This window comes from Bradyrhizobium sp. Arg816 (assembly GCF_029989365.1).
Classification (GTDB): Bacteria; Pseudomonadota; Alphaproteobacteria; order Rhizobiales; family Xanthobacteraceae; genus Bradyrhizobium.
Genome location: NZ_JAPRAQ010000003.1, coordinates 490,528 through 508,594, shown reverse-complemented (window position 1 = coordinate 508,594; position 18,067 = coordinate 490,528). Strand labels below are relative to the sequence as shown.

Below are 18,067 nucleotides of genomic sequence, written 5' to 3'. Positions count from 1 at the left end.
AACGGCATGCGATTGCCGATCTGCCTGCCCCTCCGTTTTGATGTTGCCGGGGCGTCTCGACCAACTTTGCAATGGGAATTTTGGGGGCTTCGATGCTGAATCGTCTGACCGTTTCCGCCCTGCTGAAGGCGGTGATCGCCATCACCTCGGTCTGTGTGGTGATCGCGCTCTCGCTCACCGCCTACGCCTCCTGGGACCGCCTCAAGACCGCCAACCGCATCTCGCAGATCGCCGATGCCTCCGCGGATCTGTTCAAGGCGATGCACAATCTGCGCACTGACCGTTCGAGCACCAACCGGCTCCTTAACGCGACCGAGCCGATGGATCCTGAGATCGAGAAATATCTGCGCGCGATCCGCGACGCCGAGATGCCGGCGATGGCACACGCGCTGGAGCTGCTGCCGAGCATGGAGTTTCCGCAGTCCGGCACGCTGGTGCCGGAGCTCGCGCGTCTCTACAAGCTGCTGACCGAGGAGCAGAAGCAGTTCTGGGAGGACGTCGCCAAGCCCAAGGATCAGCGTCGTGCCGGCCTGCCGAAGGAATACATGGAGACGACGCAGGGCCTGCTCGAGACGCTCGACAAGCTCTCGAACATCCTGGCCGCCAGCGTCAACCACCAGGACGCGGAGATCGACCAGCTGCTGTCGATCAAGCAGAACGCCTGGCTGCTCCGCAACACCGGCGGTGAAGCCTCGCTGATCATCTCGACCGGGCTCAACGCCGGCCGCATCGCGCCGGAGGCCCGCCTCGCCTACACCCAATATGTCGGCGGAACGGCTGCGGCGTGGAAGGCGCTGGAATTGTCGGCCTCGGGCATGCAATTGCCGCCGGCCCTGTCGTCTGCCATGGCAACGGCCAAGACCGCCTATTTCGATCCGCAATATCTGGCGCTTCGCGATCGCCTCGCCAATACGCTCGCCAATGGCGAAAAGGCCGAGATAACCGCGAACCAATGGACCCCGGTCACGGTGGGCCGCCTCGCCGGCGCAGTCGCCGTGGCCGAGACCGCGCTCGATGCCGCCAAGAGCCATACGCTGGACCAGCGCAGCGCGGCTCAGCGCGCACTGATTGTGCAGCTCATGCTTCTGGCGCTTGCCATCGGCCTCGCCGTCGGCGCGGTCATGCTGGTCAGCCGCCGCGTCATCCATCCCCTCAACACCATCCGCGACGCCATGCTCAAGGTCGCCGGCGGCGATCTCGCCGTCGACAGCGGCTATCTCGACCGCCAGGACGAGATCGGCGCGCTGGCCGGCGCGCTGGAGACCTTCAAGCAGCAGGCAACCGAGAAGCTCAAGATTGAAGAGCATGAGCGCGAACGCAATGTCGGCGCGACCGCGCGCCAGCGCGCGGTCGAGGCCTATGTCGGCGAGTTCGAGGGGGCGGTGCGCAAGACGCTGGGCGAACTGAGCGAAGCGTCCGGCGAGATGCGCAAGACCTCGGGCGATCTCTCCGCGGTGTCGCGCCAGACCAACGACCGCGTCCAGATCGCCGGCAAGGCCTCCAACGACGCTTCCATGAGCGTCGACAGCGTCGCCGCCGCGGCCGAGGAACTCTCCGCCTCGATCAACGACATCAGCCAGCAGGCGGCGCACGCCGCAGGCATTGCCAGCCGCGCCGTCAACCAGGCCCGCGAGACCGACGGTACCGTGCAGGGTCTTGCAAAATCCGCCGGTCGCATCGGCGAGGTCGTCGGCCTGATCAACACCATCGCGGCGCAAACCAACCTGCTCGCGCTCAACGCCACGATCGAAGCGGCGCGCGCCGGCGAAGCCGGCCGTGGCTTTGCGGTCGTCGCCTCCGAGGTGAAGTCGCTGGCGAGCCAGACCGCGAAGGCGACCGAGGAAATCTCGGAGCAAATCGCCGACATCCAGAAGGTCGCGGGCGACGCCATCAACGCGATCCAGACCATCGGCGGCATCATCGGCGAAGTGAACGAGGTCGCTACCGCGATCGCCGCCGCCGTGCAGGAGCAGGGCGCGGCGACCCAGGAGATCACCCGCAGCACGCAATTTGCGGCGCAGGGCACCAGGAACGTCTCGGACAACATCACCGGCGTGAAGGCCGACGCGGACGCTGCCGCCGGTGCGGCGGACAACGTCAAGCAGGCCTCGGAAACGCTGGAGACGCAGAGCCGCCAGCTCGGCCAGCAGGTCAGCGACTTCCTGGGGAAGATCCGCGCGGCTTAAAGCTGCTGCGGGCTGGGAAGAAAGCAACCGCTACAAATTCGGTGTCGTCCCCGCGAACGCGGGGCACCCTACTCCTTCGCGACCACCGGCACCTGGCGGAACCTGGCGCGCACCGACTCCGGCAGCGGCGAAAAATTCATCGCGACGCCGCGGCGGTCGTTGGCGTTGCGGTTGGCGACCACCAGGCCTTCACTGCCCGCGACGATGTCCCCCTTGCGCAAGGTGGGATCGTCCTCGACCTTGACCTGGGCGAGGCCGACCTGATCCTTGCCGTTGCAGGTGCAGCCCGCGACGATCTCGTTGCGGAAGCGGAACGCGTTGGGCAGGTCGGAATAGGATTTTCCCTTGTCGGTCGTGGCGTCGTCGATATTGCTGCCGTAGACCAGCGAGGTTTCGGACGTCGGGCAGAAGCTCTTGCAGGATTGCGTCTTGCTTTCGGCGTCGTTTCCTTGCGCCGGGAAGTAGCGGCCATCGCAACCGCGCACGCAATAGGCACTGCCGCCGCCATAAGAGGCCCGCTGGCGCGGCGGGTCGTAGCGCGGCATGTCATCGGTCGGGAACGGCATGCGGATCTCCGGCGCGGAGCGCGCGCGGAAGCTGCCGAACAGCGCCGAGAAGAAGTCTTCCGCATGCGCCGACGGCGTCAACGCGAGGCCGAACGAGGCGACGGCGAAGCACGTCGCCGCGCCACCGGCCAGTTTGCCGATCGAGCGTCTCTTCATATGACCTCGCTCAACTCTTAGTTCACTGCCGACGTCGCGATGTTCAGCGCCTGCCGCCCCGAAGGCAGCGTCGTCACCGGGCGCTTGCGTACGGGGTCGCCGCCCTTGTCGTACCCCTTGGCCATCAGCGGGGCGTTCTTCGGCAGCACCACCACCTTGGCGCCGACATTGACGCGGCTGAACAGGTCCGTGACATCCGCGTTGGTCATGCGAATACAACCGGAGGACACGAACTTGCCGATCGTGGTGGGATCGTTGGTGCCGTGGATGCGGTATTCGCTCGAACCGAGATACATCGCGCGTGCGCCGAGCGGATTGCCGGGACCACCGGCGACGAAGCGCGGCAGATAAGGCTGACGCGCGATCATCTCGGCCGGCGGATGCCAGTCCGGCCACTCGGCCTTGCGGCTGACGCTCTGCACGCCGGCCCAGGTGAAACCTTCGCGGCCGACGCCGACGCCGTAACGGATCGCGCGGCCATTGCCGAGCACGTAATAGAGGTAAGTGTTGCCGGTATCGATGACGATGGTCCCGGCCGGCTCGTTCCGGTCGAAGCTGACGATCTGCTTGCGCAGCCGGTCGGGCAGCGCGGCATCCTCGTCGGCGGCCTGCGGCGCCGCGGTGACATACCCCCGCGAATAGGTCGGGTCCTGCGGATATCCCTGCGGTTGCATCGGCGCGTAGCCGAGCGTCTGGGCCTGTGCCGCGAAGGGCACGGTCAGCAATGCTGTCGCGAAGGCAATAGCGGTAGCGGCGCGCGGCGAGAAGCGGCGACGGGCTGGAGAGAACCTTGTCATGTGCTGCCCCGTTGGATGTGTGCATCTGGGTGATGCGGCTTCCCAACAAACGCAGCTGGGCCGACTCAAGTTCCGCCGCCAGCTGCGGCGCCCACGTCACAGTCAAGCGAGCAAAACTTCACGAAACCGCGATGGAACCGGAACGTCCTCCCGGACGTTTTACTGCCAACACTGGGCGCGCGGAGGCTTCCGTGCGGGAGGAGATATTGTGCGCGTCCTTCCCACCGAACGTCTGATTTCCGGCAACAACGAGGGCGCCCCGCTTCCCGACAGCCATGTCGAGCTGCCGCCGGTGATCCGCCGCACCGAGTTCGTCGCCTTTGCGCTCGCCGGTCTGTTCCTGATTGCCGTGGTCGCCGTGCTCTACGTCGCCAGGGCGTTCTTCCTCCCGGTCGTGATGGCGGTCGTCGCCGGCACCATGTTGTCGCCGGCCGCAAGCTTTCTCGAGCGGCGGCATGTGCCGCGCGCCCTCGGCGCCGTGCTGATCGTGATCGCGGTGACGACGGTGGTCGCCTTCGTCGTCGCGCTGATTGCCGTGCCAGCGATGGAGTGGAGCTCGCGCCTGCCGGAATTGGGCGCGCAGTTGAAGGAGAAGATGCACGTCTTCGACCGGCCGCTGGCGCTGTGGAAGGAGTTGCAGACAATGGTGGGCGGCTCCGAGGGGCTGCCAAGCCTTCCGCTGCCGAAAGCCGAATGGGTGCAACCGACGCTGGAATTCCTGTCGCCGACCTTCGCCGAATTCCTGCTGTTCTTCGCCACGCTGATCCTGTTCATCGCGAGCTGGCGCGACCTGCGGCGGGCCCTGATCATGAATTTCGGCGATCGCGATGCGCGGCTGCGCACGCTGCGGATCGTCAACGAGATCGAGGTCCATCTCGGCAACTACCTTTTGACGGTGACGCTGATCAATCTCGGCGTGGGCATCGCAACCGGTCTCATCTGCGCCGTCACCGGCATGCCCAATCCGGCCGGGCTCGGCGCGCTTGCGGCGGCGCTCAACTTCATCCCGATCATCGGACCGGTCGCGATGTTCGTCATTCTGGTCGTGGTGGGGCTCGTCGCCTTCCCGACCATCGGCGGCGGACTGATGGCGGGGCTCGCCTTCGGCGGCATCACCTTCCTGGAAGGACACTTCGTCACGCCCACCATCATCGGGCGCAGGCTTTCCCTGAACGCGCTTGCCGTCTTCATCGCGCTGGCGTTCTGGACCTGGCTGTGGGGACCGATGGGCGCATTCCTGTCGTCGCCCCTCCTGATCGTCGGGCTGATCCTGAAGGAGCATCTGCTGCCGGAGAATTCGCCGCAGCTCCCGCAGGCATGACCGGTTTCCCCGAACGGAACTTACCCGGGCAAGAAACGTTTTCCGGCTATCTCAGCCGCCAACAGTTTTGGAGCTCCTGATGTCAATGACCAATGGCGAAACCGGGATGAGAGACTGGACCGACAAAGCCACCAGAGAACGCCTCGAAAAGGATGTAGCAGCCGTGAAAAGCGATATCGCCGCCCTCACCGATCAGATTACCGACGCGCTCAACACCTTTGCCAATTCCAGCAGCAAGCAGGCCCGCCGCGGCTATCGCCAGGCCCGCGAGAGCGTGGATTCCGCGGTCGACGACATGTCGGATCGCGGCAGCGCCATGATGGAAGCTGCGCAAGACGCCTACGGCTCGATCGAGGAAACGCTGGAAGACGCCATCACGCAGCGGCCGCTCGCGACCGTCGGGCTCGCGCTCGGCATCGGCTTCCTGATCGGCGTCGCCTGGCGCCGGTAGCGTGGACGCAAGACCTTGACGTTGTTACGGCGGCGCCGTCGCGCCGCCGCTGCCGGCTTGCGGGGATCTGAGGAGCAAGGCCATGTTACAGCGCATCATCGACGGCATCAGCGCATCGACGGGCACGACCGTCCGCCTGACATCGCTCGCCGCGGGCGCGGCACTCGCGCTCTTCATCACCACGGGCTTTCTCTGCGCGGCCGCCTTCATCTCGGTCCTCGAAAAATATGGTCCCGTGCAGGCCTGCCTCGCGGGCGCCGGCATCTTCTTCCTGCTGACGCTCGCCGCGGCAGGGAGCTATTGGGGCTACAAGCGGGAGATTCAGAAGCGCGCCCGGATCGCCGCCGAGCGCGCCGCGAAGTCGGCCGCTTCGAATATGCTCGCCGACCCCATGCTGCTCGCGACGGGCCTCCAGATCGTTCGTGCCATCGGAATCAAGCGGCTATTGCCGATCCTGGCGATCGGCGGCGTCGCCCTCGGAATCATGGCGAGTCGCGCCGGCGCGTCCGACGAGGCCGCGGCCGAACCGGCCGAATAATGGTCAAGGCGCTAAGATGATTTCGTCGGCGGCAGAACGAGCGAGCTTGCGCGAATTCCGTCCGGCGCTCATGCGCAATTTTGCGCCAGATTGGACAATTCCGGCCTCCCTCACGCAAACGCTACTCGGATAGGCGGGCGGTTGCCGCTAAAAGCAGCGGCCCTGATTCTAAAAGTCATTTTCCGCGATGAAACCGTCCGTCAAGGCGAACCTCGCCGCATTCCATCACGATGCCAGATTGTATTTGACGCTCGGCATTGCCAACTGGTCGGTGTTCGTCGACCACATCCCGAACAACGTCGTCAATCTCCTGACGCTGCGAAATTTCGGCTTCAGCGGCGCCGCGGACCTGTTCGTGTTCGTGGTGGGCTATGGCGTCGCCATCATTCACGGCAGGATGGCGCTGGAGCGCGGCTACGTCGTCGCGGCGACGCGCATCTTTCGCCGCGTCTGGCGGCTCTACGCCGCCTATGTCGTGCTCTTCGTGATCTATATCGACACCATCGCCTATGTCGCCTCGCAATCGATGGCGCCGGAGATCATCCACGAATACAACATCTCGGGCATTCTCGAGCATCCGCTGCGCATCCTGGTCCGCGGCCTCGTGCTCCAGGAAGAGCCGCTGAACCTCGACCTCCTGCAACTGATGATCCCGCTGATGGCGTTCTTTCCGTTTGCGCTGTGGGGTTTGTTGCGGCGGCCGAACCTGACGCTGGCGGCATCGGTCGCGCTGTACGTTGCGGCGCGCTGGTTCGACTGGAATTTCCGGGTCTATCCGGACCAGGACTGGACCTTCAATCCGTTGTGCTGGCAGATGCTGATGGTCCTGGGCGGCTGGTTCGCCGTGACAGGCGCCTCCGGACGCGCGTTGCACGGCATGTCCTGGCTGCGTATCCTCGCGGGTGCCTATCTCATCTTCGCGATGGCCGTCACCTTGATGCGGCATTCGCCCGCGCTGTCGGTCTATTTGCCGGACTTCCTCGTCAACAGCATCGCGCCGACAGACAAGGAAAACCTCGCGCCCTATCGCGTGGTCCATTTCCTCGCGCTCGCCTTCCTCGCGACCCATTTCATTCCGGCCGACCACCCCGGCCTCAAGTTGCGGCCGCTTCAGGCGGTGATCACATGCGGCGAGGATTGGCTCGCGGTGTTCTGCGTTGCCGTGTTCCTGTCCTTTGCCGGCCATCTCATCCTGATCACCGGACCGAACCTCGTGGTGATGCAGATCGCGGTAAGCCTCGTTGGCTTCGCGGCGATGACAGCAGTGGCCTATTACATCTCCTGGTCGAGGCGGCAGGACCTGCCGGCCGCCCTGCGGCAGCAGGCCTAGAGCTCCGTTCCGATCTAATCGGAACGGAGCTCTAGATTCCTGTTTCGACGCGTTTTCTTCACGCGAACCGGTATCCACTTCACTCGAAAACGCTCTCGCCAAATAATCGTGCGATTGTGCTAGGCCGAGACCTGTGGCTGCGCTATGCGGGAGCCTCTGCGTGAGGGGTGGCTCTGCATAAGGGGACTTGGCGTGGCGATGGCAAAGGGCGGGGGTGATGAGGCTGACAGCGCGCCCCGGCGCGGCCGGCCGCGGTCGATCGAGACCACCAACGCCATCCTCGAAAGTGCCTATGCGCTGATGGCCGCCACCGGCCTTGCCGCCACCACCATCGATGCCGTCGCACGCCACTCCAGCGTCTCCAAGATGACGATCTACAAATGGTGGCCGTCGCGGGAAGCGCTGCTGATCGACGCCTTCCTTCATCATGCCGCGCAGATGCTGCCGCTGCCGCCTGCGAGCTCCGGCAGCGCCGCGGCGCGCGCACGCCGCCATGCCGCGGCCTATGCCGAGGCGCTCCAGGGCGAGTTCGGCAAGGTGCAGCTCGCCGTCGTCTCCGAATGCATTTCCAAGACCGGCTCGGCGGAGCTGTTCTATGCCCGCTACCTGCAATTCCGCCGCGACGCCCTGGTCGAGATGATCGCCGCGGGGCAGACGGATGGCAGCATCCTGGCGGAGGGAGCGCCCGAGGATCTCTACGACGCCATCTATGGCAGCCTGTTCTACCGCTACGTCTTCGGCATTGCACCGATCACGCCGGCCTACGCGCGCAATCTGGTCGACCTGGTGCTGCGGCCAAGGGGTTAGATCATGATCCGGAAAAGGGCGAAGCGGTTCTCCGAAAAGACCATGCTCAACACAACAATCTAACGCGCGACCTCTATCGCACCGGCCTGACCGGAGCCGAGATCTTGTCCGTGCGGTCGCGCTCGGACATGTCGACCACCGTCTCCATCGGCGCCGTCAATTCATAAACGTAGGAGGCGTCGGTGAAGAAGCGCTTGGCGGTGCCCCCGAGCGCTTCGGGCGCGACACGGTCGAGCAGGATCAGACCGAAATCGGAATCCGGGCGGCGCGTCGCCTCGCTGGTGTTGAACTCCTCCCAGCGGAAATGGAAGACCTCATCGGTCCCCTCGCCCGTCACCGTCCAATTCGCGGTGATGTGCGGATGCTTTCCGACCAGCGACAGACCTTCGTCGGAGTGCGAGGCGAGCTCGAAGAACAGGAGCGACAGGCTCTGCGCGGCGCGTGCGCTGACCGCGATGTCGGGGCCGGTGACGGCGATGCGGTCGGCATGCGGGATGGCGCGCGCCTCGAACAGGCCCTTCAGCTTGACGCCCTGCCACTGGCTCTCGCTGAGCAGCGAGACCACGTTGGACATGGCGTGGATGCGGCCGATCAGCAGTTCACGCGCAACGTCGATGTCCGAGCCGTGGCGCAGCGTGCGCGTCACGATCGACTGGATCACCGCCAGGATGTTCTTGACCCGGTGGTTGAGCTCGTCGATGACGGCGGTCAGCCGGCGCTCGAAGCCGATCCGCACCTGGATTTCCCGGCTGAGCCGCAGATTGTTGTAGGCGACATAGCCGAACAGGCCGCACACCATCGCGGTGATGGCAAGACCGATCGCCGCCACGATGATCGCCGTCTGCTCGGCGCGCCGCGCCGAATTGGTCTTGGCGTAGTAGCCGAGATGCCAGTCGCGCCCGCCAAAGCTCACCGTGCGCGTCGCCGACGGCGCCGGCCCGTCCGCTGCCGTCATGCGTGACGAGACCACGCCCTGGTCGTTGGCGACGAGCTCACCACCTTCCCTGCGCGGATCCTTCAGCGCGACCGCGAACAACGACATGTCGTCATTGGTCAGCATCAGGGAGGCGAGCTCGTAGGAAAATGTGACGAAGCCGGCCGGCTCGGTCGCGCCCTCGGGAATCACGGGCGCGGCCACGATGATGCCGATGGGCCCGTCGCCCCGCAGCAACTGAACCGGGTCTGAGGCGACCGACCTCTTCTCGACACGCGCACGCGTCAGCATCGCGCTGCGCACCTGGTCCTGGTCGTAGCTGCGGCCGGGCAGCGCCTTGGTCTCGTTGCTGCGCGGCTCGAGGTCCATCAGCACGTCGATCGGCTGGGTGACCTTCGCAAGATCGATCGGCTTGTCGTCATAGGAGCGGATCTGCGGATTGGGGAAGCCGGCGCTCGCGATCGCGGCCTGCGCCGGCAGAAGCTCGTTCGGCTTCAGCCGGGCGACCCACCCGGCGACCACGAAATCGGTCTTGAAGGCGTAGATGGCCGAGCGCAGCGGCTCCAGCATGTTCGGCTTGATGACCGACGGCGCACGGAACAAGCCTGAGGCGACACGCGCGAGCAGCTCGCGCTCGGTCAACCGGTCCTGAACCAGGCTCGCGTGGACGTCGATCGCGCGCGCCAGCGCGATCCGGTCCAGTGCCAGCTCCTGGTCGTGGACACGATAGGCCGCGAGCCCGGAGAGCAGGGCTCCGAGCAGGGCGATGAAACCGATGATAAATCCCAGCCGGACCACTTCGACTACTCAGCCGAAAGCAGCAGGTCGGCAATAAATACGGAGCATATCAACGCCGCTCGAACGGCCATGTGCCGAAACAGAGTGGACCCCAGTAACGGAGATAATGAAGGAGGAGGCATCAGTACGCAACTTCGGTCGCCTGAAAAGCTTAATACGCCCGGCCGATGGTCTGGCCATGAAGGCTTTGCTCCGGGCACCGGAGGTAGTTAATCGCCGTGTCCGAAATTTGTTCCGCGGATGCGGCTTTTGCCCCAAACGTTAACGGCGGAAAACGCCTGCGCCACGTCGTCGCGCCGTCAGCTCGCCCGTTTCAGGCCGCCTTTGGCCTCGATGAAGCCGACGATCTGGTCGAGCCCATCGCTCTTTTTCAGGTTGGTCATGACGAAGGGGCGCGCGCCGCGCATGCGCCTGGCGTCCGTCTCCATCTTCTCCAGGGAGGCGCCGACATGGGGCGCGAGGTCGATCTTGTTGATGACCAAGAGGTCGGAGCGGGTGATGCCGGGGCCGCCCTTGGACGGGATCTTGTCGCCGGCCGCCACGTCGATGACGTAGATTGTGAGGTCGGCGAGCTCCGGGGAAAAAGTGGCAGCCAGATTGTCGCCGCCGGACTCGATCAGCACGAGGTCGAGCCCGGGAAATTTTGCCCGCATGTCCGCGACCGCGGCCAGGTTCATCGAAGCGTCCTCGCGGATCGCGGTGTGCGGACAACCGCCGGTCTCGACGCCGGCGATGCGGTCCGGCGTCAGCGAGCCCGAGCGCACGAGGAATTCCGCATCCCATTTGGTGTAGATGTCGTTGGTGATCGCCGCGATGTCATAGCGCTCGCGCATGGTCTTGCAGAGCAGGTCCATCAGCGCGGTCTTGCCCGATCCGACCGGGCCGCCTATTCCGACACGCAAGGGACCGTGAGATTTCGACATGTCACTCGCTCTCTCTTGATGGGTTAAAGGCCGCGCCGCTCACGAGCGAAACAGCCGCGTATATTGCGTCTCGTGCCGCAGACTAGCGAGATCGGCGCGGAAGGTCGCGCTGCCGAGGTCGTCCAATGTCGCATTCAATGCACGATTGGCGGTCGCGGCAACGGCGGCTTCCAGCTTCACCAGCACCCGCTGGCTGTCGGTCTGGCCGAGCGGAATGAGGCGGCTCGCCGCCGAAATCCAGTTCGAGACCAGCGCATGCAGGAAGGCGTGCAGCGTCGGCGCCAGCGGCACGCCGTGCACCGCTGCAACCACGCCGATGGCGACGGGATAGACCAGTGCCGTGCGACATGCCGCCACCATGGCATCCAGCCCGTCGGCATCCCACGCGGCGCGGGAAATTTCAATGAAGGCGCGGCCCTGTGAGGTCGTCTCGAGCTGCCGCTCGCGCGACGGCACGAAGGCGGCGGCGAGCTCCGCGATATCGCGCAACGTGGTATCCTCGCCCAATTCAGTGGCGCGATAGGCGTGGACCAGGAACGTCGCATCGCAAAAGCCGGACCCATCGCCCAGCATCGCGTCGAGCCAGTCGGCCAGCGTCGCGGTGTCCGTGATGTCGCCCGCCTCGACCGCCCATTCGATGCCGCTGGAATAGGAGAAGCCGCCGACCGGAAAGGCCGGCGACAGCCACGTCATCAGCCGGTACAGCGCCGCCGCCTCGCGCTCCGCGAGGTCACCGGCACTCACCGGCTCATTTGTGGTCATGAGCATGCTTGTGGCCGTGGTGGTGGTCGGGGTGGTCGCAATGCTCGTCGTGGTGATGGTCGTGGCCATGGTCATGCGCGGCATGATCATGGTGGTCGTGGTGATCGTGACCATGATCATGGTGATGATGGTCGTGATCGTGATGCCCGTGATCATCGTGACCATGCGCATGGCCGGCGTCGGCGTAAGCGCCGCCCTCAGGATCGAACGGCGCCTCGATCTCGATCACGCGCGCACCGAGGCCCTTCACCATGGCTTCGATGACATGGTCGCGGCGGATGCGCAGGCTCTTCGCCATGATCTGGGTCGGCAAATGGCGATTGCCGAGATGCCAGCCGACGCGAATGAGGTGGTGCGGATCGCGGCCGCGGATCTCCAGCAACGGCTCGGGCGCCGCGACCACTTCGACCAGCCGGCCGTCCTCCAGCACCAATGCATCACCGCCGCGCAGCGCGACGGCATTCTCCAGGTCGAGCAGGAATTCGAGGCCCCGCGTCCCCGTCATCGCCATGCGACGGCGGTGCCGGTCGTCGAAATCGAGCACCACCGTATCCGCCGGCGTCTCCGTGAAGCCGTGCTGTCCCTTAACCTGCGTCGCCCGGATCATGCTTTTACCCCGTTACCGTGTCTCGACCTTCTCGGGCGTGATCACTTCAATCTTCGGCGGCGCCGTAAAACACTTCACTGCGACGCGGCCGAACGTCTTCATGTGCTCCATGGCGCGATGCGGCACCAGCGCCTCGGCATTCTCCCACTGCTCGACGAACACCATCTTGGCGGGATCGGTGACGCTCTCGTGCAAATCATAGGCGATATTGCCGGGCTCCTTCCGCGTTTCCTTGATGCAGGCAGTGGCGGCCGCAATGAATTCGGCGCGCGTCTCGGGCTTGATGGTCAAGGTGGCAACGACGTAAATCACGAGAAATCCTCCCGGCTTTTCTTCTGAGATAAGATACCGGGCGGGACCTTAGACCAGGCGGGGTCGAACGCAAAACCGGAAACGCCGCCCCAGGACATGCAACAAGACATGCAATCGGGACATGCGCCGGGGACATGCGTCCAGACGCTATTTCAGTACATGAAATATCGCTGCGCCATCGGCAGCACCTCGGCGGGCGCGCAGGTGAGCAGCTCGCCGTCGGCGCGCACCTCGTAGGTCTCGGGATCGACCTCGATATTGGGCGTGGCGTCGTTGTGGATCATGCTCTTCTTCGAGATTTTTCCGCGGGTGTTCTGCACCGCATAGAGCTTCTTGTCGATGCCGAGCTTTCGCGCGAGGCCGCCGGTGACCGCCGCCTTCGAGGTGAACACCACCGACGACGCGGTGCGCGCCTTGCCGAAGGCACCGAACATCGGCTGATAGTGCACCGGCTGTGGCGTCGGGATCGAGGCGTTGGGATCGCCCATGGGGGCGGCGACGATCGAGCCGCCCTTTATGATGCAGTCCGGCTTGACGCCGAAGAAGGCCGGCGACCACAGCACGAGATCGGCGAGCTTGCCCTTCTCGACGGAGCCGATCAGTTTCGACACGCCATGCGCGATCGCGGGATTGATCGTGTACTTGGCGATGTAGCGCTTGACGCGGAAATTGTCGTTGTCCTTGCCTTTGTCCTGGTCGAGCGACCCGCGCTGCTTCTTCATCTTGTCCGCGGTCTGCCAGGTCCGGATGATGACTTCACCAAGGCGGCCCATGGCCTGGGAGTCCGAGGAGATCATCGAGAGCGCACCGAGATCGTGCAGGATATCCTCGGCCGCGATGGTCTCCTTGCGGATGCGGCTCTCGGCAAAGGCGAGGTCCTCGGCGATCGAGGGATCGAGGTGATGGCACACCATCAGCATGTCCAGATGCTCGTCGAGGGTGTTGCGGGTGAACGGCCGCGTCGGATTGGTCGAGGACGGCAGCACGTTCTTCAGCCCCGCGACCTTGATGATATCGGGCGCATGCCCGCCGCCGGCGCCCTCGGTGTGGAAGGCGTGGATGGTGCGGCCCTTGAATGCCTTGACCGTGTCCTCGACGAAGCCGGATTCGTTCAGCGTGTCGGTGTGGATCATCACCTGAATGTCGTAGTCGTCGGCCACCGACAGGCAGGTGTCGATCGCCGCCGGCGTCGTACCCCAATCCTCGTGCAGCTTCAGCGCACAGGCGCCGGCCTTGATCATCTCGACCAACGCGGCGGGCCGCGACGCATTGCCCTTGCCGGAGATGCCGAGATTGACCGGGAACGCATCGAACGACTGGATCATCCGCCCCATGTGCCACGGCCCCGGCGTGCAGGTGGTGGCGAACGTGCCATGCGACGGGCCGGTGCCGCCGCCGAGCATCGAGGTGACGCCGGACATAAGCGCGTGCTCGATCTGCTGCGGACAGATGAAATGGATGTGGCTGTCGAAGCCGCCGGCCGTGAGGATTTTTCCCTCGCCCGCGATCACGTCGGTGCCGGGGCCGACAATGATGGTGACGCCCGGCTGGATGTCGGGATTGCCAGCCTTGCCGATCGCGGAGATCATGCCGTCCTTGATCGCGACGTCGGCCTTCACGATGCCCCAGTGATCGACGATCAGCGCATTGGTGATGACGGTGTCGGCGGCACCCTGCTTGTTGGTGACCTGCGACTGGCCCATGCCGTCGCGGATCACCTTGCCACCGCCGAACTTCACCTCCTCGCCATAGGTGGTGAAATCCTTCTCGACCTCGATGATGAGATCGGTATCGGCGAGCCTGACCTTGTCGCCGGTGGTCGGGCCGAACATGTCGGCATAGACGGAACGCTTTATTTTGACGGACATCACAAGCCCCGTTTGCGTTTGAATTCTTGGTTGTTCACAGCGCAGCCCTCGCTGCTCTTACGGCATCGTCGAATCTTGCATCGAGCCACGAATTGCCGCCACGGCATCCGGCGACGACCTGCTCAGCCCAGCCCGTGTAGTCGGCGAGATCGTCGCGCTCCTCGGCGGACGGGTCGGAATGAATGCGCGCGCCGATATTGCTGATCTTGTCGGCGATCTTGATCAGCTTGGCGCCGGGAGATTTCTTCGGCGCGTCAATCACCTGCCGGCGCCGCCGCTCGGCCTTCGGCAGGCTCATATCGTCGGTGCACTCGACTACAAGGGAGGCGACACGGTCAGAGAATTTCTGTGAGAGCTCCTCACGCGTGGTCTCGGTGTCCTCGATCAGATCATGCAGCCAGCCAGCCGCGACAAGCTCGGCATCGGCGCCGTCTGTCGCGACGGCGAGCAGGCTTGCGACCTCGGCGAGATGATTGATGTAAGGCTCCTGGCCACGCCCCTTGCGCGCCATGCCGTTGTGCCGGCGCGCAGCCAGCTCAGCGGCTTCCGAGATAAGGCGGACGGCGGGGAGCATGACGATCACGATGCTCCTCGTTGACAACATCCGCGATCGACGCAGCGCCGCAAAATAGCTTCGGTCAGAGTTCGTGACTCACCCCTCTCCCCAACCCTCCCCCGCAAGGGGGGAGGGAGCCCGACCGGCGTGCTCACCTCACCTCGAATCACAGCTTCCCCATCACGTCGCCACGAAAACCGTAGATGGTTTTCTTCCCCGCCACGGCGACGAGCTGGACGTCGCGGGTCTGGCCGGGCTCGAAGCGGACGGCGGTGCCGGCGGCGATGTCGAGGCGCATGCCGCGGGCTTTCTTGCGGTCGAACTTCAGCGCCGGGTTGGTCTCGAAGAAATGGTAGTGCGAGCCAACCTGGATCGGGCGGTCGCCGGTGTTGGCCACCGTCAGCGTCACGGTCTTGCGGCCGGCATTGAGCTCGATCTCGCCGTCCTGGATGAAGAGTTCGCCGGGGATCATTTGCGCTCCTACCTGATCGGCTCGTGCACGGTGACGAGCTTGGTGCCGTCCGGAAACGTCGCCTCGACCTGGATGTCGTGGATCATCTCGGGGATGCCCGGCATCACCTGGTCGCGGGTGAGGACCTGCGCGCCGGACTGCATCAGCTCGGCGACGGTGCGGCCGTCGCGCGCGCCTTCGAGGATGAAGTCGGAGATGATCGCGATCGCCTCGGGATGGTTGAGCTTGACGCCGCGATCCAGCCGGCGGCGGGCGACGATGGCCGCCATCGAGATCAGGAGCTTGTCCTTTTCGCGGGGAGACAGGTTCATGCAGCATCTCTTCCGTTCAATGCATCAATTCAGCGGCCATCAACTCAGCCACAGCCGCGGCAGCGCCGCGCCGGTCCGCGCCAGCACCGCCATCATGTCGGCGCGCAAGCGCGCGGCATCTTGGGCACAGAACCGCGCCATTGCAAAGCCATTCCAGGCGGAGATTCCGACCTCGCCGGCGAACGACTCCGAGGCCTCGCGGATACGCTCGATCAGCGGCTCGTCGCCGGGGACGATCAGCGCCGTACCGATCGCGGCACCACCCTTGGCCACCGCTGATCGCCCAAGTTTCGCACCGATATTGCCGTCGAGCCTGACGGTTTCGGCGAACACCAGCTTGCCACCACGACGCAGCCGCCAGCGATCAATGAACTCGCCCTGCTCCATCCGCTCGCCCATGGCGGTGCGGCCGAACACGACGATCTCGCAAAGCAGAAGCGAGGCGGCCTCGTCGAGCTCGATGTCGAAACGACGATGGACCCGGGCGCGATCGAACAGGATCGTCTCCTGGGGTAACCAGCCAAGATGCGCGCCTGCGGCGACCTTCAAGGCGATATTGAGCTGCGCCGCCGCCCCTGGCGCGCGATAGACCTTCTCGGCCGCAGCCGTGGTCAATGTCAGGCGCGAGCCCTGGCCTGCCGCGATCTCGATGTCAAAACTGTCTCCGCCGGCAACGCCGCCGGCCGTGTTGACGAACACGCCGGAGAGCCCCTCGCCCTCCGGCGAGGGAAAGCGCGCGCGCAGGGAGCCGGACTCATGCAAGACGCCACGCCGCGTCACGCCATCGCGCGCATGGACGTCGAAGCGCACCGCGCCACGGGCGCGGTTCGCCTCGAAAACCGAAGATGTCGTTAGAGCGTCGCTGCGCATCCGTCTCCCCAGCCGGCCGCGGCAGAAATTTTCGGATTACAGCGCCATCTGGCGGCTGATTTCGGCCGGATCGAGATTGGATCGGTCGCAGGAGAACTTCACCGCGCCACGATCCATCACGGCGAAACTGTCGCCGAGTTCGCAGGCAAAGTCGAGATATTGTTCGACCAGCACGATGGCGATGTTGCCGAGGTTACGCAAGTAAGAGATGGCGCGACCGATGTCCTTGATGATCGACGGCTGGATGCCCTCGGTCGGCTCGTCGAGCAGGAGCAGCTTTGGCCGCATCACCAGCGCACGCCCGATCGCGAGCTGCTGCTGTTGGCCGCCGGAGAGGTCGCCGCCGCGCCGGCCGAGCATGGATTGCAGCACCGGGAACAGCGAGAACACGTCGTCCGGGATGTGCCTGTCCTCGCGCTTGAGCGGACCGAAGCCGGTCTTGAGGTTCTCCTCGACCGTCAGCAGCGGAAATATCTCGCGGCCCTGCGGCACGAAGCCGATGCCCTTGCGCGCCCGCTCATAGGGCTTGAGGCCCGTGATGTCGCTGCCGTCGAGCACGATCGCGCCCGAGGAGATCGGATATTGGCCGACCATGGCGCGCAACAGCGAGGTCTTGCCGACGCCGTTGCGCCCGAGCACGCACGTCACCTTGCCGGGCTCTGCGGCGATGGAGACGCCGCGCAGCGCCTGCGCCGCGCCGTAGAACAGGTTGATGTCCTTGACCTCAAGCATTGCTCAGCGTCCCAGATAGACTTCGATGACCCGCTCGTTGGACGAGACCTGGTCGATGGTCCCTTCCGCGAGCACGGTGCCTTCATGCAGGCAGGTGACCTTGACGCCAAGCTCGCGCACGAACGTCATGTCGTGCTCGACGACCATCACGGTGTGGGTCTTGTTGATCTCCTTGAGCAGCTCGGCGGTGAGATGCGTCTCGACGTCGGTCATGCCCGCGACGGGCTCGTCGACGAGCAGCAGCTTCGGATCCTGCGCCAGCAGCATGCCGATCTCGAGCCACTGCTTCTGACCGTGGCTGAGGCTGCCGGCGAGGCGGTTGCGCGCCTCGGTGAGACGGATCGTCTCCAGCACCTTGTCGATCCGCTCGGACTCCGCCCTGCTGCCGCGCCAGAACAGCGTGCCCTTGACGCTGTGGTCGACATTGAGCGCGAGCAGGAGGTTGTCCTGCACGGTCTGGCTCTCGAACACGGTCGGCTTCTGGAATTTCCGGCCGATGCCGAGCTCGGCGATACGGGTCTCGTCCAGACGCGTCAAATCGGTGACGCCGTCGAACAGCACCGTGCCCTCGTCGGGCTTGGTCTTGCCGGTGATGATGTCCATCATCGTGGTCTTGCCGGCGCCGTTCGGGCCGATGATGGCGCGCATTTCGCCGGACGCGAGCGTCAGCGACAGATTGTTGATGGCATGGAAGCCGTCGAACGAGACGTGCACGCCGTCGAGATAGAGCATCGCGGAGGTCGCGCGGGTGTCCATGACGTTCATTGCGC

20 protein-coding genes are annotated in these 18,067 nt (G+C 64.9%); 6 read left to right on the top strand and 14 right to left on the bottom strand.

Going from position 1 to position 18,067, the window contains the following annotated elements; all coding sequences use genetic code 11:
• The first annotated feature begins 92 nt into the window (after positions 1 to 92).
• Positions 93 to 2,186, top strand: a complete 2,094-nt coding sequence (locus OWC48_RS11155; protein WP_282520013.1) for a methyl-accepting chemotaxis protein — start codon at positions 93 to 95, stop codon at positions 2,184 to 2,186.
• 68 nt (positions 2,187 to 2,254) lie between these two features.
• Here OWC48_RS11155 and OWC48_RS11150 read toward each other — a convergent pair whose 3' ends face one another.
• Complete coding sequence (locus OWC48_RS11150; protein ID WP_282520012.1) at positions 2,255 to 2,908, bottom strand: DUF2865 domain-containing protein; 654 nt, start codon at positions 2,906 to 2,908, stop codon at positions 2,255 to 2,257.
• 17 nt (positions 2,909 to 2,925) lie between these two features.
• Positions 2,926 to 3,705, bottom strand: coding sequence for a L,D-transpeptidase (locus OWC48_RS11145; RefSeq protein ID WP_282520011.1), 780 nt, complete (start codon positions 3,703 to 3,705; stop codon positions 2,926 to 2,928).
• 208 nt (positions 3,706 to 3,913) lie between these two features.
• Here OWC48_RS11145 and OWC48_RS11140 point away from each other — a divergent pair, with 208 nt between their 5' ends.
• The 5 genes from OWC48_RS11140 (at position 3,914) to OWC48_RS11120 (ending at position 8,152) form a co-directional block, all read left to right on the top strand.
• Positions 3,914 to 5,026 carry an AI-2E family transporter gene (locus tag OWC48_RS11140; RefSeq protein ID WP_282520010.1) on the top strand — a complete coding sequence of 371 codons (1,113 nt, stop codon included), beginning with the start codon at positions 3,914 to 3,916 and terminating at the stop codon, positions 5,024 to 5,026.
• 79 nt (positions 5,027 to 5,105) lie between these two features.
• Positions 5,106 to 5,477: a YqjD family protein gene (locus OWC48_RS11135; protein ID WP_282520009.1), complete on the top strand. Its 372-nt coding sequence runs from the start codon at positions 5,106 to 5,108 to the stop codon at positions 5,475 to 5,477.
• Between the two features lie 82 nt (positions 5,478 to 5,559).
• A complete protein-coding gene (locus tag OWC48_RS11130; RefSeq protein WP_282520008.1) occupies positions 5,560 to 6,015 on the top strand; it encodes a hypothetical protein in 456 nt (151 codons plus the stop codon).
• A 187-nt stretch (positions 6,016 to 6,202) separates the two neighbouring features.
• Complete coding sequence (locus tag OWC48_RS11125) at positions 6,203 to 7,345, top strand: OpgC domain-containing protein (RefSeq protein WP_282520007.1); 1,143 nt, start codon at positions 6,203 to 6,205, stop codon at positions 7,343 to 7,345.
• 198 nt (positions 7,346 to 7,543) lie between these two features.
• A complete protein-coding gene (locus tag OWC48_RS11120) occupies positions 7,544 to 8,152 on the top strand; it encodes a TetR/AcrR family transcriptional regulator (RefSeq protein WP_282520087.1) in 609 nt (202 codons plus the stop codon).
• 73 nt (positions 8,153 to 8,225) lie between these two features.
• Here the strand turns inward: OWC48_RS11120 and OWC48_RS11115 are convergent, their stop codons facing one another.
• The 12 genes from OWC48_RS11115 to urtD all read right to left on the bottom strand — a co-directional run bounded on the left by OWC48_RS11115 (position 8,226) and on the right by urtD (position 18,062).
• Entirely contained in the window at positions 8,226 to 9,884 is a 1,659-nt protein-coding gene (locus OWC48_RS11115; RefSeq protein WP_282520006.1) for an HWE histidine kinase domain-containing protein, read from the bottom strand.
• A 299-nt stretch (positions 9,885 to 10,183) separates the two neighbouring features.
• Positions 10,184 to 10,807, bottom strand: a complete 624-nt coding sequence (ureG, locus tag OWC48_RS11110) for an urease accessory protein UreG (protein ID WP_282520005.1) — start codon at positions 10,805 to 10,807, stop codon at positions 10,184 to 10,186.
• A gap of 39 nt (positions 10,808 to 10,846) precedes the next feature.
• Positions 10,847 to 11,575: an urease accessory protein UreF gene (locus OWC48_RS11105; RefSeq protein WP_282520086.1), complete on the bottom strand. Its 729-nt coding sequence runs from the start codon at positions 11,573 to 11,575 to the stop codon at positions 10,847 to 10,849.
• A complete protein-coding gene (gene ureE, locus OWC48_RS11100) occupies positions 11,556 to 12,176 on the bottom strand; it encodes an urease accessory protein UreE (RefSeq protein ID WP_259259170.1) in 621 nt (206 codons plus the stop codon). The genes OWC48_RS11105 and ureE overlap by 20 nt, the downstream gene beginning before the upstream one ends.
• A gap of 12 nt (positions 12,177 to 12,188) precedes the next feature.
• A complete protein-coding gene (locus tag OWC48_RS11095; protein WP_007599815.1) occupies positions 12,189 to 12,488 on the bottom strand; it encodes a putative quinol monooxygenase in 300 nt (99 codons plus the stop codon).
• A gap of 152 nt (positions 12,489 to 12,640) precedes the next feature.
• Positions 12,641 to 14,356 carry an urease subunit alpha gene (ureC, locus tag OWC48_RS11090; RefSeq protein WP_014498211.1) on the bottom strand — a complete coding sequence of 572 codons (1,716 nt, stop codon included), beginning with the start codon at positions 14,354 to 14,356 and terminating at the stop codon, positions 12,641 to 12,643.
• Positions 14,357 to 14,390: 34 nt separating this feature from the next.
• Positions 14,391 to 14,930, bottom strand: a complete 540-nt coding sequence (locus tag OWC48_RS11085; protein WP_282520085.1) for an HD domain-containing protein — start codon at positions 14,928 to 14,930, stop codon at positions 14,391 to 14,393.
• A 148-nt stretch (positions 14,931 to 15,078) separates the two neighbouring features.
• Entirely contained in the window at positions 15,079 to 15,384 is a 306-nt protein-coding gene (locus OWC48_RS11080) for an urease subunit beta (RefSeq protein ID WP_007599812.1), read from the bottom strand.
• A gap of 8 nt (positions 15,385 to 15,392) precedes the next feature.
• Positions 15,393 to 15,695, bottom strand: a complete 303-nt coding sequence (locus OWC48_RS11075) for an urease subunit gamma (RefSeq protein WP_007605424.1) — start codon at positions 15,693 to 15,695, stop codon at positions 15,393 to 15,395.
• Between the two features lie 39 nt (positions 15,696 to 15,734).
• Positions 15,735 to 16,565 carry an urease accessory protein UreD gene (locus tag OWC48_RS11070; protein ID WP_282520004.1) on the bottom strand — a complete coding sequence of 277 codons (831 nt, stop codon included), beginning with the start codon at positions 16,563 to 16,565 and terminating at the stop codon, positions 15,735 to 15,737.
• Between the two features lie 36 nt (positions 16,566 to 16,601).
• Positions 16,602 to 17,297, bottom strand: a complete 696-nt coding sequence (gene urtE / locus OWC48_RS11065; protein ID WP_014498215.1) for an urea ABC transporter ATP-binding subunit UrtE — start codon at positions 17,295 to 17,297, stop codon at positions 16,602 to 16,604.
• A gap of 3 nt (positions 17,298 to 17,300) precedes the next feature.
• Entirely contained in the window at positions 17,301 to 18,062 is a 762-nt protein-coding gene (urtD, locus tag OWC48_RS11060; protein ID WP_282520003.1) for an urea ABC transporter ATP-binding protein UrtD, read from the bottom strand.
• Between the last annotated feature and the right edge of the window lie 5 nt (positions 18,063 to 18,067).

Bases quoted from the DNA above. Each gene is read 5' to 3' on its own strand.
- OWC48_RS11155 (WP_282520013.1), top strand. From the start codon at position 93: ATGCTGAATCGTCTGACCGTTTCCGCCCTGCTGAAGGCGGTGATCGCC.
- OWC48_RS11150 (WP_282520012.1), bottom strand. From the start codon at position 2,908: ATGAAGAGACGCTCGATCGGCAAACTGGCCGGTGGCGCGGCGACGTGC.
- OWC48_RS11145 (WP_282520011.1), bottom strand. From the start codon at position 3,705: ATGACAAGGTTCTCTCCAGCCCGTCGCCGCTTCTCGCCGCGCGCCGCT.
- OWC48_RS11135 (WP_282520009.1), top strand. From the start codon at position 5,106: ATGTCAATGACCAATGGCGAAACCGGGATGAGAGACTGGACCGACAAA.
- OWC48_RS11130 (WP_282520008.1), top strand. From the start codon at position 5,560: ATGTTACAGCGCATCATCGACGGCATCAGCGCATCGACGGGCACGACC.
- OWC48_RS11125 (WP_282520007.1), top strand. From the start codon at position 6,203: ATGAAACCGTCCGTCAAGGCGAACCTCGCCGCATTCCATCACGATGCC.
- OWC48_RS11120 (WP_282520087.1), top strand. From the start codon at position 7,544: ATGGCAAAGGGCGGGGGTGATGAGGCTGACAGCGCGCCCCGGCGCGGC.
- ureG (WP_282520005.1), bottom strand. From the start codon at position 10,807: ATGTCGAAATCTCACGGTCCCTTGCGTGTCGGAATAGGCGGCCCGGTC.
- OWC48_RS11105 (WP_282520086.1), bottom strand. From the start codon at position 11,575: ATGCTCATGACCACAAATGAGCCGGTGAGTGCCGGTGACCTCGCGGAG.
- ureE (WP_259259170.1), bottom strand. From the start codon at position 12,176: ATGATCCGGGCGACGCAGGTTAAGGGACAGCACGGCTTCACGGAGACG.
- ureC (WP_014498211.1), bottom strand. From the start codon at position 14,356: ATGTCCGTCAAAATAAAGCGTTCCGTCTATGCCGACATGTTCGGCCCG.
- OWC48_RS11085 (WP_282520085.1), bottom strand. From the start codon at position 14,930: ATGCTCCCCGCCGTCCGCCTTATCTCGGAAGCCGCTGAGCTGGCTGCG.
- OWC48_RS11080 (WP_007599812.1), bottom strand. From the start codon at position 15,384: ATGATCCCCGGCGAACTCTTCATCCAGGACGGCGAGATCGAGCTCAAT.
- OWC48_RS11075 (WP_007605424.1), bottom strand. From the start codon at position 15,695: ATGAACCTGTCTCCCCGCGAAAAGGACAAGCTCCTGATCTCGATGGCG.
- OWC48_RS11070 (WP_282520004.1), bottom strand. From the start codon at position 16,565: ATGCGCAGCGACGCTCTAACGACATCTTCGGTTTTCGAGGCGAACCGC.
- urtE (WP_014498215.1), bottom strand. From the start codon at position 17,297: ATGCTTGAGGTCAAGGACATCAACCTGTTCTACGGCGCGGCGCAGGCG.
- urtD (WP_282520003.1), bottom strand. From the start codon at position 18,062: ATGAACGTCATGGACACCCGCGCGACCTCCGCGATGCTCTATCTCGAC.